Source organism: Streptomyces cathayae (genome assembly GCF_029760955.1).
In the GTDB taxonomy this organism is placed as follows: domain Bacteria; phylum Actinomycetota; class Actinomycetes; order Streptomycetales; family Streptomycetaceae; genus Streptomyces; species Streptomyces cathayae.
Genome location: NZ_CP121682.1, coordinates 6,775,876 through 6,791,936 on the forward strand (window position 1 = coordinate 6,775,876; position 16,061 = coordinate 6,791,936).

The following is a 16,061-nucleotide window of genomic DNA, read 5'->3' on the forward strand; positions in this document are numbered from 1 at the left end:
CCGCGAGGGAACAGCGCGGCCCCGGCCGCGTCGGTGACCGTCCGACGGAGGGGCGGGGGCGGCGGCAGGGGGGAATGCCGCCGCCCCCGCGGATCAGCCGACCCGGCCGTACCAGACGCTGCGGGTCCAGATCTTCTGCAGGCGTACCACGTCCCCGGTCTTCGGGGCGTGCCAGATCTTGTTCTGACCCGCGTAGATGCCGACGTGGTAGACGTTCTGACCCGAGTGGAAGAACACCAGGTCGCCCGCCTTGCGGCTGGAGGCCGAGATCTTGCGTGTCTTGTTGTACTGCTGGGCTGCGGTACGCGGCAGTTGCTTACCCGCCTTCTTGTACGAGTAGAGGGTCAGGCCGGAGCAGTCGAAGCGGGACGGTCCGGTGGCGCCCCACCGGTAGGGCGCCCCCTTCTTGGCCGCCGCGACCTGGAGGGCCTTGGTGGCCGAACTCGCGGCCGCCGCCTCCGAGGCCGCACCGGGAACCACGAGTGAGCCGCCCACTGCGGCGAGGGTGAGGGCCGAGGCCGTGCCGGCCCGGGCCATGAGAGACGGGACACGATTGAGCGCGGACATGCGCAACCCTTCGTCAGCCGCCTGTGAAGGATGACCTGTCGGATTCGGGCTGGCGAAGTTGCCCGGCCGCACCTGTGCGGCTTCACCCCAAGGGCTGCTCGGCACGGGAATCCCCGCGCCGGCGACCCGTCATGCTCGGGTCCTCCACTCCTGCCGATCCACTCCTGTCGACCGGTCATCCGGGCGGCGGCAGGACTCGGCGTCCGCCCGGATCGCCCCGCCGCGGTGGCGGGGGCTTGTCGTCAGTGAGCGATCTTGGCAATGGTTGGCCCGAAATCCCACCTGAGCCAGGGGTTTGTGTTGTTACTCACCACTCATCCGTTCGGGTGGACAGTGCTGCGTCCGGACTTCCGTCCAGAGCGCCGAGGAGCCCCGGACCAGCATCGGAATGCTTGATTCCGAAAGGGGGCGCGCGCGGTGCGCAACCTTGGCGGCCCGAAAAGAAGTCGTGCGTCTACGCCGCTTGGGGGTAAGCCTTTTGGTCCGTTTCAACTCCGGTGCGGACATGTCACCGGCGCACGCCCCGACCGGGCCGGTAGGGCGTCAACTGCCGGATCCCGGCGGCAGGATGACGCGGGCCGTGCGCCGCTCGCCGTCCAGCACCCGCAACGCGCGGGCCAGGGTGGCGGTGTGCAGTTCGGTCTCGCCGCGCCTGTGCATCAGGGCCAGCGCGTCGCGCAGGGCGACGGCCTTGCCGACCAGTGCCTGCGCGGCACGCAGCCCCCGGTAGGTGTCGCCGTCGCGGGCCGGGTTGATCCGGCCGAGCAGGTCGACGGCCTCGAGGTAACGGTCGATCAGCTCGGCCTCGGCCCGGGTCAGCGCGGGCAGCGGCGGCAGTTCGGGTGGCAGCATCGGCGGCTCACCTCGTACCGGGAGCGGCCCGGAGGCCCTCGCGGCGGGTCACGATCCGGTCCGCGAGGCCGTAGTCCACCGCCGCCCGGGCGTCGAGGACCGTCTCCCGCTCGAAGTCCGACCGCGCCTGCTCCGGGGTGCGGTGGGTGTGCCGGACCAGCATCTGCTCGAGCCGGGCCCGAACGCGTGACAACTCCTCGGCCCGGACGGCCAGGTCGCTCGCCCGGCCCTCCACCGGTTCCGTCAGCGCGGGCTGATGAAGCACCAGCCGCGCCCCGGGCAGCACGTACCGCTTGCCCGGGGTCCCGGCGGCCAGCAGCAGTGCGGCTGTTCCGGCCGCCTGCCCCAGGCAGACCGTCTCCACCTCGCAGGCGACGTAGCGCAGGGTGTCGTGGATCGCCGACATGGCGTGGAAGGAGCCGCCGGGTGAGTTGACGTAGAGGGAGATGTCCCGGTCGGGGTCGCGGTGCTCCAGGTACATGAACTGGGCGATCACGTCGTTCGCGGAGGTCTCGTCGATCGGTGTCCCGAGGAGGATGATCCGCTCCTCCATCAGCCTCGAGTACGGATCCGTGCTCCGGCGCCCGGACGCCGTGTGTTCGGTGAACTCGGGCAGGACATGGCGGGCGGACGGTCGGGTCATGAGGTCCCCTCCTCGTGGCGGCTGTCTGTAAGAAATGTACAGGACGTACGTGGCGTTATGATGGGGGCATGGCCTACGAGATTCCGGTGACGCAAGCCAGGGCTGAACTCGCCGACCTGATCAACCGCGTGGTGTACGGCGGTGAGCGCGTCGTCGTGACCCGGCACGGAAAGCCTCTCGTCGCCCTCGTGTCCGCCGATGACCTGCGACGACTCGAGGAACTCCAGGAGCTCGACGCGCGACGGGAGCCCACCGGGGACCAGGTGGTCAGCACGGTTTCCGGCGTCCACGGGGTGGCGTCCGCCGCACGCGAACAGCAGCGCTTCGGCATCGCCGCCGAACACCGCGGGACGGCCGCTTCGTAAGGCGCCGAGAAGGCCCCGAACGCACCGTCGTGTGCCCCCGCCGCAGCGGCGGGGGCACACGACGGTGCGTTCGGGCGGGGCCGGTCAGTTCAGCGGCATCCGCGGGAGCCGGCGCTTCTGCGCCGCCTTGCGCTCGGCGTCCTCTACCTTGGCGACGGCCGCGTACTGGTCGACGTACTCCTGCTCGGACAGGCTCAGGATGGTGTACATGATCTCGTCGGTGACGGCGCGCAGGATCGCCTTCTCGTCCTCCAGGCCGGCGTAGCGCGAGAAGTCGAGGGGCCTGCCGAAGCGGATCACCACAGGATGGATGCGGGGGAGGACCTTCCCGGGCGGCTGCGCCTCGAAGGTGCCGATCATCGCGCAGGGAATCACCGGGACACCGGCCTTGAGGGCCATCACCGCGACCCCGACCTTGCCCTTGTAGAGACGCCCGTCGTGCGACCGGGTGCCCTCCGGGTAGATACCGAGCAGTTCCCCCTTGCCCAGCACTCCGAGGCCCTCCCGGATCGCGGCCTGGCCGGCGTCCTTGCCGGAGCGGTCGACCGGGATCTGCCCCGCGCTGCGGAAGAAGAACGCCGTCAGCCGGCCCTTGATGCCGGGGCCGGTGAAGTATTCGGCCTTGGCGAGGAAGGTGATGCGCCGTTTGAGTATCGCGGGCATCAGGAAGTGGTCCGAGAACGACAGGTGGTTGCCGGCGACGATCGCGGCACCGGACGACGGCACATGCTCCAGGCCCTCTATTCGAGGCCGGAAGACCAGTCGCAGCAGCGGGCCCAGCAGCACGTATTTGAGCAGGTGGTAGAACAAGAGCGCGCTCCTCGACTCTGGCGGACGGGCTCAGCGGCGTGCTGCAGCAGGTCGACCGGCACGTCGTGGGGGTGCCAGTCTAGGTCCGGGTGAGGGCCCCCGGCACCCCGTCCGGCAGGCCGGAGGCGGGACGGGGCGGGGCCGGCCGGGCGGCTGAGCGCCCGTCAGCGGGGGTGCCGGCGGGGACGCGTGTCCCGGCCGCCGCCGGCCGCCGCACGCACGAGTAGGCTCGCCCCATGCGGATCTCCGTCTCCTCCGACATGGACGAACCCGTCGCCCGGGCCCTGCTCGCCGAACTGCGCGAGCGCGGCCACGAGGTGCGCGTACACGGCGCCCTGAACCCCGGGGACGACGCGCGGTGGGCGTTCTGCTCGGAGGCGGCCGCCCGCGACGTCGCCGAGGGGGCCGCCGACCAGGCGGTGGTGTGCTGCTGGACCGGCACGGGTGCCTCGATCGCGGCCAACAAGGTGCCGGGCGTACGGGCCGCCCTGTGCACGGACGCCTACACGGCGGACGGCGCGCGCCGCTGGAACGACGCGAACGTGCTGGCGCTCGGCCTGCGGCTGACGTCCGAGCCGCTGCTGAAGGAGATCCTCGACGCCTGGTTCGCCGGGGTGACCGGACGGGACGCCGACGACCGGCAGAACGTGGACCGGGTGGACCGGCTCGACGGCGCCCGGCCCACCGGCTGAGCCGTACCGCCGTCCCGCGGCGGATCACAGCCGGACGACGACCAGCGCGGTGTCGTCGGTGGCGCCGCCGGGCGGCAGCAACTCCCGCAGCACGATGTCGGCCAGCGACTCCGGATCCCGTGTCCGGTGGCGGCGCAGCGACTCGGCGAGCCGGAGCAGCCCGGTGTCGATGTCCTCCCGGCGGCGTTCGACCAGACCGTCGGTGTAGAGCACGAGAGTCGCCCCGGGGGTGAACGTGGTCGACGCCTCGGGTCTGCGCGCCGGTTCGGGACGGGCGTCGAGCGGAGGGTCGGTGGCCCGGTCGAGGAACTCCACCCGCCCGTCCGGGTGGACCAGTACCGGCGGGGGATGACCGGCGCTGCTGTAGTCGATGGTGTGCCGGTCGAAGTCGACGAAGGTGGTGACCGCGGTCGCCGACTCGGCGCCGTCGACCACGTGGGCGTAGCGCGCCACGACGTCCAGCGCCTCGGCGGGCCCCGCCGCGACCCGGGAGGCGGCGGTGAGCGCGCTGCGCAACTGGCCCATGACGCCGGCCGCCTCCAGTCCGTGTCCGACCACGTCGCCCACGGACACGCCGATACGGTGGCCGCGCACCAGGTCGACCAGGTCGTACCAGTCCCCGCAGACGTTGAGCGCGCCCACCGCCGGCCGATAGCGCACGGCGGCCAGGTGACCCACCTGCCGCGGCGCGGGCAGCATGGACCGCTGCAGTGCCAGCGCCACCTGCCGCTCCCGGGCGTGCGCCTGGCGCAGGCGGTTGTTGAGCTCCTGCAGCTCGCGGGCGCGTGTGTACAGTTCGGCCTCCAGGACCCGGCTCTGGTCGACGCCCGCGCGGTCGCGGGCCCGCATCAGCTCGGTGACCTCCTCGACCCGGTGCACGATCAGGACCACGGAGCCGTCGCTGCCCAGCACCGGTGTGTTCACCGGGCTCCAGAAGCGCGCCTCCCACTCGCCGGGCCGCTCCGGGCTCTCGACGTCGTAGCGCTGCAGGGCCATGGTGTCGCGCTCGCCGGTGGCCACGACCCGCAGCAGGGAGGCGCGCAGGTTGTGCGCGCCCGAGGAGTCCGGGTCGTTCGGGTTGTCCGGGAAGACGTCGAACAGGTAGCGGCCCAGCAGTTCCTCCCGGGACCTGCCGGTCCCGTGGACGAACGCCTCGTTGACGTCCGCGTACACCAGATCGGGGGTGAGGAGCGCCACCATGCCGGGCAGGGCCTGGTACACCGCCGCGTAGTCGATCGCCGTCCGTTTCATGGCCACCGCCTCCTGACGAGAGCGTCATTCCGAAGGGAAGGCCGTCTCGAGGGGGAGATCACCCGGTCCGGTCAGCGACTGCTCGGCCCAGATGACCTTCCCGTCGGGAACGAAACGGGTGCCCCACTGCTGAGCGAGCTGCGAGACCAGCAGCAGCCCGCGCCCGCCCTCGTCCATGGCGCGGGGGTGGCGCAGGTGCGGTGCGGTGGCGCCGCCGTCGAAGACCTCGCAGACCAGCGCCCGCTCCCGGATCAGCCGCAGGCGGACCGGGCCGGCGGCGTGCCGGATGGCGTTGGTGACCAGTTCGCTGACGATCAGCTCCGTGGTGAAGACCAGCTCGTCCAGCCCCCAGTGGGCCAGCTGCCGGGTGGCCGTCCTGCGGGCCTCGGCCACCACGGCCGGATCCGACGGCAGGTCCCAGGCCGCCACCTGGCCGGAGTCCAGGCGCCGGGTGCGGGCCATCAGCAGGGCCACGTCGTCGTACGGGCGGACCGGTACCAGGGCGTCCACCACGGCCCGGCACCGCGTTTCCAGTGAGGGCGCGGCCCTTTGCAGTACCTGTCGCAGCCGGTCCTGGCCGCCCGCGGTCGAACCGGTCTCCGTATCGGTCAGCAGACCGTCGGTGTACAGGGCGAGTGTGCTGCTCTCGGGCAGGGACAGTTCCCTCGCCTCGAACGGCGGGCCGCCCACGCCGAGCTGGGGTCCCGGCAGCAGGTCGACGAAGCCGACCGTGCCGTCGGGCGCCACCAGGGCGGGCACGGGATGGCCCGCGGCGGCCATCGCGCACCGGCCGTCGACCGGGTCGTAGACGACGTACAGGCAGCCGGAGCCCACGGCCTGGCCGTAGTTCCCCTCCGGCTCGTCCGGATCGGTGCCCTCCTCCCGCGCCGACCGCGACACCAGGTCGTCGAGGTGCGCGAGCACCTCCTCGGGCGGCAGGTCCTGAGCGGCCAGGGTCCGCACGGCGGTACGCAGCCGGCCCATCGCCGCGGCGGCGGCGATGCCGTGGCCGGGGACCTCCCCGACGACGAGGGCGACGCGGGCACCCGACAGCGGGATCAGGTCGTACCAGTCGCCGCCCAGACCGGTCAGCTCGTCGGCCGGGCGGTAACAGGCCGACACCTCGACGGCGTCCAGTTCCGGGAGCCGGCGGGGCAGCAGGCTGCGCTGCAGTACGAGCGTCGCGTCGCGCTCCCTGGTGTAGCGCCGGGCGTTGTCCACACAGACGGCGGCGCGGGAGACGAGGTCCTCGGCCAGGGCCAGGTCGTCCTCGCTGAAGAGGTCCGGGCGGCGCCGGAAGAACCCGGTGACACCCAAGGTGACGCCCCGGGCGCGGATCGGCACGATCATCGCGCTCTGCAGACCGAGTTCGAGGAAGGTGGCCTTCCGGCTGTCCGGCGCGCCGTCGATCCACTCCGTGGCGAGCGGGTCGAGCTGCTCCTGACGCCAGGACCGGCCCGTGGCCAGGCAGCGGACCGGCGGTGAACCGGCCAGGAAGTTCGTCACCGAGCCCGACTCCCGGACCTTCCGCGGCAGGTCCTCGTACAGCGACCGGTGGCCCGCGCGGCGCAGCGTCACCCTGTCCGTCTCCGCGAGCGGTCCGGGGGGCAGCTCGGCGCCCCGCACCACCGTCTCCAGCAGGTCCACGACCACGAAGTCCGCGAGTTCCGGGACGGCGACGTCCGCCAGCTCCTGGGCGGTGCGCAGGACGTCCAGTGTGCGGCCGATGCGCTCGCCGGCCCGGTCGAGCAGGGCGAGCCGCTGACGGGCGCGGTGCCGCTCGGTGATGTCCACGACGCTGTAGTAGACGCCCATCGGGCGGCCCCGGTCGTCGTCGAGCCGGGTGAACGACAGCATGTGCGCCGTCTCGCGCAGCGGCGCCGAACGGACCTGGCCGACGTACTCGTGGCCGACCACCGGCTCGCCGGTCTCCAGCACGTGGCGCATCTGCGCCTCGACGGACTCGGCGTCCAGGCCGGGCTGGACGTCGGCGAACCGCAGGCCCAGCCGCCGCTGGGCCGGGCCGCCGCCGAACTGCTCCAGGGCGGTGTTCGACCACACGTACCGCAGGTCCGTGTCCACGATCGCGAGCCCGATCGACGCTCCGGCGACCATCTGCTCGAGCACCACGGGGCTCAGGTCCCAGCCGGCGGAGCGGCTCATGTCCCGGCCGACGGGACCGGCCAGCTCCGACAGCAGCGCCAGCAGGGACGAGCGGCCCCGCGGCTCCATGGTCCGCATGAGCCGGACCATGACGGGGACCGGCCGCCCGTCCCGGTGCCGGGCCGTCATCGGGCCCGCCCAGCCGTCGTCCGCCCGGCAGTGCCCGAGCAGGTCCGGCACCCGCTCGGCGTCCTCGGGGGTGAGCAGCTCGGCCAGCTTCCTGCCCACCGCCTCGACCGCCGGATACCCCAGCAGCCGCTCGGCCGGACCGGTCCAGTTCGTCACGACGCCCTGCGGATCGAGCAGCAGGGGAGCGGCGTCGGCGACGTCGAACCCCTGCCGGGCAACGTCCGGCTCCTCGTGTCCGTGCTCGTGTCCGCCCACGGCCGACCTCTCTGTCGCTGAGAGTGGTCTACCACCTCTTGTTCCCATCTTCACCCGGGAACCGGGCAGGGGGCTTCCCGGGCACCGGCCAAAAACGCCCGTTCCCACCCTCCGGACGGCGCTCACGCAGGTCAGGCAGGTGGGAACGGGCCGACGGCCGGGGTCTGGGCGGGTCAGCCGCCCTGGCCCAGCACCTTGCCCAGCGTCTCCAGAGCCTCCTGGAGCTCCTCGCCCCGGACGGTGAGCGGCGGGGCCAGCCGGATGGTGGACCCGTGGGTGTCCTTGACCAGGATCCCCTCCCGCATCAGACGCTCGCTCACCTTCCGGCCGGTACCCAGTGCGGGGTCCACGTCGACGCCCGCCCACAGTCCGCGCGAGCGGAAGCCGACGACGCCCTTGCCGACCAGGGCGTGCAGCCCGTCGCGCAGCACCACGCCCAGTTCCGCGGCCCGGCGCTGGAACTCGCCCGTCTCCAGCAGCTCCACCACCGCCGTACCGACGGCCGCGGCCAGCGGATTGCCGCCGAAGGTCGATCCGTGCTCCCCGGGGTGCAGCACCCCGAGCACCTCCCGCCGGGCCACCACCGCCGACACCGGGACGATGCCGCCGCCCAGTGCCTTGCCGAGCAGCACCATGTCCGGGACGACCGACTCGTGGTCCACGGCCAGCGTGCGGCCCGTACGGCCGAGCCCCGACTGGATCTCGTCCGCGACGAACAGGCACCCCGCGCGGCGCGTCAGCTCCCGCACGCCCGCCAGGTAGCCGTCGTCGGGGATGTTCACCCCCGCCTCGCCCTGGATCGGCTCGATCAGCACCGCGGCCGTCGTCTCGTCGACCGCCGCCTCCAGGGCCGCCAGGTCGTTGTACGGCACGATCCGGAAACCGGGGGTGAAGGGCCCGAAACCGGCGCGTGCGGTCTCGTCCGTGGAGAAACTGACGATGGTCGTCGTCCGGCCGTGGAAGTTGTCCGCCGCGACCACGATCGTCGCCCGGTCGGCCGGGACGCCCTTCACGTCGTAGGCCCACTTGCGGGCCACCTTCACCGCGCTCTCGACCGCCTCCGCGCCGGTGTTCATGGGCAGCACCATGTCCAGCCCGGTCAGCGCCGCCAGCCGCTCCGCGAACTCGGCGAGCCGGTCGTTGTGGAAGGCGCGTGAGGTGAGCGTGAGCCGGTCCAGCTGGCGGTGCGCCGCCTCGATCAGCGCGGGATGCCGGTGGCCGAAGTTGAGCGCCGAGTAGCCGGCCAGCATGTCGAGGTAGCGGCGGCCCTCCACGTCCTGCACCCACGCGCCCTGAGCGCTCGCGACGACCACGGGCAGCGGATGGTAGTTGTGCGCGAGGACCGACTCCTCCGCACCGATGAGCTCGGCGGACGAACGGGTACGGACGGCAGGGGTCATGAGCGGATCTCCTGGGTGCAGCACTTGATCCCGCCGCCTGCCTTGTGGAACTCGGACAGGTCGACGGGGACGGGAACGTAGCCGCGGGCGGTGAGCCGGGCGGCGAGGCCTGTCGCCTCCGGGGAGAGGAACACATGGCGCCCGTCGGAGACGGAGTTCAGGCCGAACGCCATCGCGTCCTCGCGGGTCGCGGTCACCGCGTCCGGATACAGCCGGGCCAGCACCTCGCGGCTCCCCGGCGAGAACGCCTCCGGGTAGTACGCGATGTTCTCCCCGTCCAGTGCGAACAGGGCCGTGTCCAGGTGGTAGAAGTACGGATCCACCAGCGTCAGGCTGATCACGGGCACGCCGAAGAACTCCTGCGCCTCCCGATGCGCCTCACGGGTGGTGCGGAACCCGGTGCCGGCGAGGATCCAGCGCCCGGCGGGAACCAGGTCGCCCTCGCCCTCGCACACCGACTCGGGACGGTGGACGTCGAAGCCCTCCGCCTTGAACCAGCTCTCGTACGGTACGGACTCGGGGCGCCGCTCGGGCGCCAGGAACAGGGAGCCGAGGACGCGGCCCTCGACGACGACCGCCGCGTTCGCGGCGAACACCATGTCGGGCAGACCGGGCACGGGCCGCACGGTCTCCACGGTGTGACCGTGCGCGCGGTAGACGTCGACCAGCGTCCGCCACTGCCGCTGGGCCAGACAGACGTCGACGGGGCGGTCGGGACGCATCCAGGGGTTGATCGCGTACCGCACGGCGAAGTGCCCGGGGTCGCAGACGAGATAGCGCCGTGGGGACGGCACACGGGGAACGGTCACAGAGGGGTTCCTCCGCTTCCACGCGGTGTCATCAGGGGTGAGTCCACGGTAGAAAGCCACCGGGGCGGGCGACAAGGAACAAGAGGTGCGTGTTCACGCAGGAATACTGCGTGTTCCCGCCGCTCGACGCACGTCCGCTGCGTCCTACCCCGGATCCTGGGGCGCCGGCTGGCTCGCCCCCGCCTCCGGACTCTCCGGGATCAGATGGGACAGCACCATCACGCTGATCGTCTTCCGGATGAACGGTTCCGCACGGATCCGCTCCAGCACCTCCTCGAAGTGCTCCACGTCCCGCGCCCGCAGATGCAGCAGGGCGTCCGCGCCACCGGTCACCGTCATCGCCGCGGCGATCTCCGGGTGGTTGCGCACCACCTCCGCCAGCCGCCGGGGCGGCGCCGCCCCCTCGCAGTACACCTCGACGTACGCCTCCGTGCGCCACCCCAGCGCCGACGGTCGCACCGTCGCGGTGAAACCGGTGATCACCCCCGTCTCGCGGAGCCGGTCCACCCGTCGCTTGACCGCCGTGGACGACAGCCCGACGGCCGTGCCGATCTCGGCGAAGGACGAGCGGGCGTTCGCCATCAGAGCGGTGACGATCTTCCGGTCGAGTTCGTCGAACGGTGCGGGACTGCTGCTCATACCGGCACCGTAACGGCAGAACCGGGGCACCATGGAGGGAAACCGAACACCAGGACCATGAGGAGGGTGTCGCGATGCCCGGTTCCCACAACGGTTCGAACTCGACGAAGACCATGGGAGTGCTCACCATCGGCGGCCTCGTCGCCGTGACGGCCTACACGGTGGCGCTCGGCAGCAACGGATGGCTGTGGTTCGGCTGGGTCGTCCTGGGACTGATCACCCTCGGAATGGTCGCCACGCGCAGCGCCTGAGCCGCCCGTGGCGTCCGGTGCTCACCTCGGCGTGAGCCGCCCCGCCAGATGCACGCCCGGCTGGTACTTCGGCAGCCGGACGGTGACCCGCATGCCCGCGCCCACCGCGGTCTCGATGACGAGGCCGTAGTCGTCGCCGTAGACCTGGCGGAGCCGGTCGTCGACGTTGGACAGGCCGATGCCGCCCGTGTGGTCGACCTCGCGGGCGAGAACGCGCCGCAGCAGGCCGGGGTCCATGCCGGCGCCGTCGTCCTCGATCACCACGAGGGCCTCGGCGCCGGCGTCCTGTGCGGTGATCTGGATGTGGCACTTGTCGGCCTTGCCCTCGAGGCCGTGTTTGACGGCGTTCTCGACGAGCGGTTGCAGGCAGAGGAAGGGCAGCGCGACCGGCAGCACCTCGGGGGCGATCTGCAGGGTGACGGAGAGGCGGTCGCCGAAGCGGGCGCGGACCAGCGCCAGATAGTGGTCGATGGCGTGGAGCTCGTCGGCGAGGGTGGTGAAGTCGCCGTGCCGGCGGAACGAGTAACGGGTGAAGTCGGCGAACTCCAGGAGCAGTTCGCGGGCGCGCTCGGGATCGGTGCGGACGAAGGAGGCGATCACGGCGAGCGAGTTGAAGATGAAGTGCGGGGAGATCTGGGCCCGCAGCGCCCTGAGTTCGGCCTCGATGAGCCGGGTGCGGGACCGGTCGAGGTCGGCCAGTTCGAGCTGGACGGAGACCCAGCGGGCCACCTCCCCGGCGGCCCGGACCAGGACCGCGGACTCGCGGGGCGCGCAGGCCACGAGCGCGCCGTGCACCCGGTCGTCGACGGTGAGCGGGGCGACGACGGCCCACCGCACCGCGCAGTCGGGGGTGTCGCAGCTGAGCGGGAACGCCTCACCGCGGCCGGAGTCGAGGGGACCGGCCAGTCGTTCCATGATCTCGGTACGGTGATGGGCGCCGGCGCCGTCCCAGACGAGGACCTGCTCGCGGTCCGTGAGGCACAGGGCGTCGGTGCCGAGCAGGGAACGCAGCTTGCGGGCGGACCTGCCGGCGGTCTCCTCGGTCAGGCCCGCCCGGAGCGGGGGTGTGGCCAGGGAGGCGGTGTGCAGGGTCTCGAAGGTGGCGTGTTCGACGGGCGTGCCGAGCCCGGCGAGACTGGCGGGCCGGGCGGTGCGCCGGCCGAGCCAGAAGCCCGCGGCCAGCAGGGGCAGCACGGCGACGCACAGGCCCGCCAGGAATCCGCTCACGTGGACACCTCCGTGCGCAGTTCCTCCGGGAGGTGGAACCGGGCGAGCACCGCCGCCGTGCCGGGCGGCACCCGGCCAGGGGTGGCCAGGGAGACCAGGACCATGGTGAGGAAGCCCAGCGGCACCGACCACAGGGCGGGCCAGGCGAGCAGCGCGTGCAGCGCGCCCCGGCCCGGGAAGCCGGCCATGGTCGCGGCGACGGCGGCGAAGGCGGAGCCGCCCCCGACCAGCATGCCGGCCGCCGCCCCGGGCGGGGTGAGCCGGCGCCACCAGATGCCGAGGACGAGCAGCGGGCAGAACGAGGACGCCGACACGGCGAAGGCGAGCCCGACCGCGTCGGCCACCGGCAGCCCGCCGACCAGGATGCTCGCCCCGAGCGGGACGGCCATGGCGAGCAGGGTGCCGAGCCGGAAGTGCCGTACGCCGCGTGAGGGCAGGACGTCCTGGGTGATCACGCCGGCCACGGCCATGGTCAGCCCGGACGCCGTGGACAGGAACGCGGCGAAGGCACCCCCGGCGACCAGCGCGCCGAGCAGGTCGCCGCCCACTCCTCCGATCATGCGGCCGGGCAGCAGGAGCACGGCGGCGTCCGCGCTGCCGGTGAGGGTGAGGTCGGGGGCGTACAGCCGGCCGAGGGCTCCGTAGACCGGGGGCAGCAGGTAGAAGGCGCCGATCAGGCCGAGGACGGCGACGGTGGTGCGGCGGGCGGCGACGCCGTGCGGGCTGGTGTAGTAGCGGACCACCACGTGCGGCAGGCCCATGGTGCCGAGGAAGGTGGCGAGGATCAGCCCGTACGTGGCGTACAGCGGGCGTTCCTCGCGGGACTCGGCCCGCGAGGGCGACAGGGCGTCGTCGGCGCCCCGTCCGGCGGCCGGGACCTCGGCTCCCTCGGCGAAGGTCAGCCGGGTGCCGCCGTCGATGCGGTGGGTGCCGGCGGGCAGGCGGAGCTCGGTGCCGGTGTGCTCGCGGCCGTCGACGGTGCCGTCCACGGTCACGGTCAGCGGCCCGGCGAGCCGCAGGTCGAGGGTGTCGTCGATGCGGACGACACGCTGTTCGCGGAAGGCGGCGGGCTCGTCGAAGGCGTGGCTGGGCGCCCCGTCGCTCTGCCAGGCGAGGACCAGGAACAGTGCGGGCACGAACAGGGCGGTGAGCTTGAGCCAGTACTGGAAGGCCTGCACGAAGGTGATGCTGCGCATGCCGCCGGCGGCGACGATGACGGTGACCACGACGGCGACGATCACTCCGCCGAGCCAGCCGGGAGCGCCGGTGAGCACGGTCAGGGTGAGTCCCGCGCCCTGGAGCTGGGGCAGCAGGTACAGCCAGCCGACGCCGACGACGAAGGCGCCCGCGAGCCGCCGCACCGTCTGCGAGGCGAGGCGGGCCTCGGCGAAGTCGGGCAGCGTGTAGGCGCCGGAGCGGCGCAGCGGGGCGGCGACGAACAGCAGCAGGACCAGGTAGCCGGCGGTGTAGCCGACCGGGTACCAGAGCATGTCCGGGCCCTGGACCAGGACGAGGCCCGCGATGCCCAGGAAGGAGGCGGCGGAGAGGTACTCGCCGCTGATGGCGGCGGCGTTCAGCCGGGGCCCCACGGTGCGGGAGGCGACGTAGAAGTCGGAGGTGGTGCGGGAGATGCGCAGACCGAAGGCGCCGACGAGGACGGTCGCCAGGACGACGAGCGCGACGGCGGGGACGGCGTAACTGGAGTTCACGGTACCGGCGTTCCGTTCCCCGCCCTCAGCGGTCCTCGACGAGCCGCACGAAGTCGCGTTCGTTGCGTTCGGCGCGGCGCACGTACCAGCGGGCGAGCAGGACCAGCGGGGGGTACAGCCCGAAGCCGAGGACCGCCCACTCCAGCCGCCGGGCGTCCGGGGCCGCGGCGAAGACCAGCGGGAGCGGGCCGATGAGCAGCATGAGGACCGCGAACACGAGGAGACCGGTGCGCAGCTGGATGCGCATCAGGGAGCGGACATAGGTGTGGCCGAGGGTGGTCTGCTCGTCGATCTCGGTCCGCGGGCGGTAGTAGCCGAAGGCGCGGCGGGCGCGGCGGGGCGGGCCGGTGACGACCACGCGGCGTTCGGTCGGGTCCTGGGGCACGCCGTCCCCCTAGCCCGTGGTCCGGCGCATCAGCAGGTCCCGCAGTTCACGGGTGTGCCGCCGGCTGACCTGGAGCTCCTCCGAGCCGATCAGGACGCTCACGGTCCCCGCGTCGAGCCGGAGCTCCCCGATGTGGCGCAGGGCCACCAGGTGGCGGCGGTGGATACGGACGAAGCCGCGCGAGCGCCAGCGTTCCTCCAGGGTGGACAGCGGTATCCGTACGAGGTGGCTGCCGCGGTCGGTGTGCAGCCGGGCGTAGTCGCCCTGGGCCTCCACGTGCGTGATGTCCTCGACGGCGACGAAGCGGGTCACCCCGCCGAGCTCGACGGCTATGTGGTCCGGGTCGGGCTCGTGCACGGGGATGCGCGGGGCACTGCCGTGCTGGGCCGCGCGCCGGGCCGCGGCGCGCGGTTCGGCGACGCGGCGCACCGCTTCGGCCAGCCGCTCCTTGCGGACGGGCTTGAGGACGTAGTCGACGGCCTTGAGATCGAACGCCTGCACGGCGAAGTCCTCGTGGGCGGTGACGAACACGACGAGCGGCGGCCGGGCGAACCCGCCGAGCAGCCGGGCCAGGTCGAGTCCGTCGAGGCCGGGCATCTGGATGTCGAGGAAGACGACGTCGATGGCCTCGGGCCCGTCGGGCCCGGACTCCAGGGCGCGGTTGATGCGGCGCAGCGCCTCGGTCGCGTCACCGGCGCCCTCGGCACTGCCGATGCGGGGGTCCGCGTTCAGCAGGTAGAGCAGTTCCTCCAGCGAGGGGCGTTCGTCGTCGACGGCCAGAGCGCGCAGCATGAGGGTGGAGTCTAGGCGGGAATCCCACGTCTGGACATGTGCCGGCCGTGGGCGTTCCCGCACGATCCGGTGGTGGGGAGCGAGGAAGGGGGGAGCGGGGAGGGCTCAGCTCCCGCGTGTGTGCAGGGAGGCCAGATAGGCGTTGTACGCCTGGAGCTCCTTGTCGCCGTCCCGGTCCGCGGCGCGGTCGGTGCGCTTGGCGTGCCGCTTCTCCGAGGCGTACCACTGGAAGAGCAGCGCGATCAGCACCAGCACGGACGGGACCTCGCTGAACGCCCAGGCGATACCGCCGGCCGCGTTCTGGTCGGAGAGCGCGTCGATGCCGAGCGAGGCCGGCGGGTTCTCGAACGTGCTGACCATCGGCGTGGACGCCATCATCACCGCGATGCCGAAGAACGCGTGGAACGGCATGCCCGCGAACAGCTCCAGCATCCGCATCAGGTAGCCCGGCCGGTGCGGACCCGGGTCCACGCCCATGATCGGCCAGAAGAAGACCAGGCCGACGGCGAGGAAGTGCACCATCATCGCGATGTGTCCCACCTGGGAGCCCATCAGGAAGTCGAACAGCGGGGTGAAGTACAGCCCGTACAGGCTCGCGATGAACATCGGGATGGTGAACACCGGGTGGGTGACGACCTGGATGTAGCGGCTGTGCAGCAGCATCAGCAGCAGCTCGCGCGGCCCCTTGCGCCCGCGTCCCGCCGGTGGCAGCGCGCGCAGCGCGAGCGTGATCGGGGCGCCGAGCAGGATCAGGATGGGCGACACCATGCTGATCATCATGTGCTGCACCATGTGCACGCTGAAGATGACCATGCCGTACTCGTTCAGCTTGGTGCACATCATGAGCATGATGCTCAGCACGCCGAGGACGAACGAGACGGTCCGCCCCACCGGCCACTTGTCGCCGCGCCGCGTCAGGCGCACCACCGCCCAGCCGTACAGCGCCAGCCCCAACAGGCAGGAGACGAGGAAGAACGGCTCGGTCGACCATGCGAGCCCTCGCCCCAGCGTGAACGGCGGCAGATCCATGGTCATGCCGTGCCCGCTGTGATCCATCCGCCGGCTCCTGATTCGTGGGGGTTGTGCGCTGTCTGTCCGCACCAGGGTAGAACCGCCCCCCGC

At 72.3% G+C, this 16,061-nt stretch carries 17 protein-coding genes and 1 riboswitch; of the genes, 3 read left to right on the forward strand and 14 right to left on the reverse strand.

Annotated elements, in window-relative coordinates; genetic code table 11:
• Positions 1-93: 93 nt before the first annotated feature.
• The 3 genes from PYS65_RS31030 to PYS65_RS31040 all read right to left on the reverse strand — a co-directional run bounded on the left by PYS65_RS31030 (position 94) and on the right by PYS65_RS31040 (position 2,062).
• Positions 94-567: a C40 family peptidase gene (locus PYS65_RS31030; RefSeq protein WP_279337247.1), complete on the reverse strand. Its 474-nt coding sequence runs from the start codon at positions 565-567 to the stop codon at positions 94-96.
• A 3-nt stretch (positions 568-570) separates the two neighbouring features.
• Positions 571-701, reverse strand: a riboswitch (cyclic di-AMP (ydaO/yuaA leader).
• Positions 702-1,110: 409 nt separating this feature from the next.
• Positions 1,111-1,419 carry a hypothetical protein gene (locus tag PYS65_RS31035; protein WP_279337248.1) on the reverse strand — a complete coding sequence of 103 codons (309 nt, stop codon included), beginning with the start codon at positions 1,417-1,419 and terminating at the stop codon, positions 1,111-1,113.
• Between the two features lie 7 nt (positions 1,420-1,426).
• Positions 1,427-2,062 (reverse strand): ATP-dependent Clp protease proteolytic subunit, encoded by a 636-nt coding sequence (locus PYS65_RS31040; protein WP_279337249.1) that lies wholly within the window; start codon positions 2,060-2,062, stop codon positions 1,427-1,429.
• A 68-nt stretch (positions 2,063-2,130) separates the two neighbouring features.
• Here PYS65_RS31040 and PYS65_RS31045 point away from each other — a divergent pair, with 68 nt between their 5' ends.
• Entirely contained in the window at positions 2,131-2,427 is a 297-nt protein-coding gene (locus PYS65_RS31045) for a type II toxin-antitoxin system Phd/YefM family antitoxin (protein WP_279337250.1), read from the forward strand.
• Between the two features lie 84 nt (positions 2,428-2,511).
• On the opposite strand, the gene PYS65_RS31050 is transcribed toward PYS65_RS31045, so the two are convergent.
• A complete protein-coding gene (locus PYS65_RS31050) occupies positions 2,512-3,237 on the reverse strand; it encodes a lysophospholipid acyltransferase family protein (protein WP_279337251.1) in 726 nt (241 codons plus the stop codon).
• A 236-nt stretch (positions 3,238-3,473) separates the two neighbouring features.
• Here PYS65_RS31050 and PYS65_RS31055 point away from each other — a divergent pair, with 236 nt between their 5' ends.
• The gene (locus PYS65_RS31055; RefSeq protein WP_279337252.1) at positions 3,474-3,929 is read left to right on the forward strand and encodes an RpiB/LacA/LacB family sugar-phosphate isomerase; all 456 of its coding nucleotides are present in this window, start codon (positions 3,474-3,476) and stop codon (positions 3,927-3,929) included.
• A 24-nt stretch (positions 3,930-3,953) separates the two neighbouring features.
• On the opposite strand, the gene PYS65_RS31060 is transcribed toward PYS65_RS31055, so the two are convergent.
• The 5 genes from PYS65_RS31060 to PYS65_RS31080 all read right to left on the reverse strand — a co-directional run bounded on the left by PYS65_RS31060 (position 3,954) and on the right by PYS65_RS31080 (position 10,575).
• A complete protein-coding gene (locus PYS65_RS31060) occupies positions 3,954-5,180 on the reverse strand; it encodes a PP2C family protein-serine/threonine phosphatase (RefSeq protein WP_279337253.1) in 1,227 nt (408 codons plus the stop codon).
• Between the two features lie 24 nt (positions 5,181-5,204).
• Positions 5,205-7,727, reverse strand: a complete 2,523-nt coding sequence (locus PYS65_RS31065) for a SpoIIE family protein phosphatase (RefSeq protein WP_279337254.1) — start codon at positions 7,725-7,727, stop codon at positions 5,205-5,207.
• Between the two features lie 173 nt (positions 7,728-7,900).
• Positions 7,901-9,127 carry an ornithine--oxo-acid transaminase gene (gene rocD, locus PYS65_RS31070; RefSeq protein ID WP_279337255.1) on the reverse strand — a complete coding sequence of 409 codons (1,227 nt, stop codon included), beginning with the start codon at positions 9,125-9,127 and terminating at the stop codon, positions 7,901-7,903.
• Positions 9,124-9,936 (reverse strand): dimethylargininase, encoded by an 813-nt coding sequence (ddaH, locus tag PYS65_RS31075; protein WP_341483703.1) that lies wholly within the window; start codon positions 9,934-9,936, stop codon positions 9,124-9,126. The genes rocD and ddaH overlap by 4 nt, the downstream gene beginning before the upstream one ends.
• Before the next feature lie 144 nt (positions 9,937-10,080).
• Positions 10,081-10,575 carry an Lrp/AsnC family transcriptional regulator gene (locus PYS65_RS31080; protein ID WP_279337256.1) on the reverse strand — a complete coding sequence of 165 codons (495 nt, stop codon included), beginning with the start codon at positions 10,573-10,575 and terminating at the stop codon, positions 10,081-10,083.
• Positions 10,576-10,649: 74 nt separating this feature from the next.
• Here PYS65_RS31080 and PYS65_RS31085 point away from each other — a divergent pair, with 74 nt between their 5' ends.
• Complete coding sequence (locus PYS65_RS31085) at positions 10,650-10,826, forward strand: hypothetical protein (RefSeq protein ID WP_279337257.1); 177 nt, start codon at positions 10,650-10,652, stop codon at positions 10,824-10,826.
• Positions 10,827-10,847: 21 nt separating this feature from the next.
• On the opposite strand, the gene PYS65_RS31090 is transcribed toward PYS65_RS31085, so the two are convergent.
• From PYS65_RS31090 to PYS65_RS31110, 5 genes are all read right to left on the reverse strand, one after another.
• The gene (locus tag PYS65_RS31090) at positions 10,848-12,053 is read right to left on the reverse strand and encodes a sensor histidine kinase (protein WP_279337258.1); all 1,206 of its coding nucleotides are present in this window, start codon (positions 12,051-12,053) and stop codon (positions 10,848-10,850) included.
• The gene (locus PYS65_RS31095) at positions 12,050-13,762 is read right to left on the reverse strand and encodes a sodium/solute symporter (protein WP_279337259.1); all 1,713 of its coding nucleotides are present in this window, start codon (positions 13,760-13,762) and stop codon (positions 12,050-12,052) included. Before PYS65_RS31095 ends, PYS65_RS31090 begins: the two co-directional genes overlap by 4 nt.
• Before the next feature lie 25 nt (positions 13,763-13,787).
• Positions 13,788-14,147, reverse strand: coding sequence for a hypothetical protein (locus PYS65_RS31100; protein WP_279337260.1), 360 nt, complete (start codon positions 14,145-14,147; stop codon positions 13,788-13,790).
• Between the two features lie 9 nt (positions 14,148-14,156).
• Positions 14,157-14,939 carry a LytR/AlgR family response regulator transcription factor gene (locus PYS65_RS31105; protein WP_279337261.1) on the reverse strand — a complete coding sequence of 261 codons (783 nt, stop codon included), beginning with the start codon at positions 14,937-14,939 and terminating at the stop codon, positions 14,157-14,159.
• Between the two features lie 105 nt (positions 14,940-15,044).
• The gene (locus PYS65_RS31110) at positions 15,045-15,995 is read right to left on the reverse strand and encodes a cytochrome c oxidase assembly protein (protein ID WP_279337262.1); all 951 of its coding nucleotides are present in this window, start codon (positions 15,993-15,995) and stop codon (positions 15,045-15,047) included.
• Positions 15,996-16,061 lie beyond the last annotated feature (66 nt).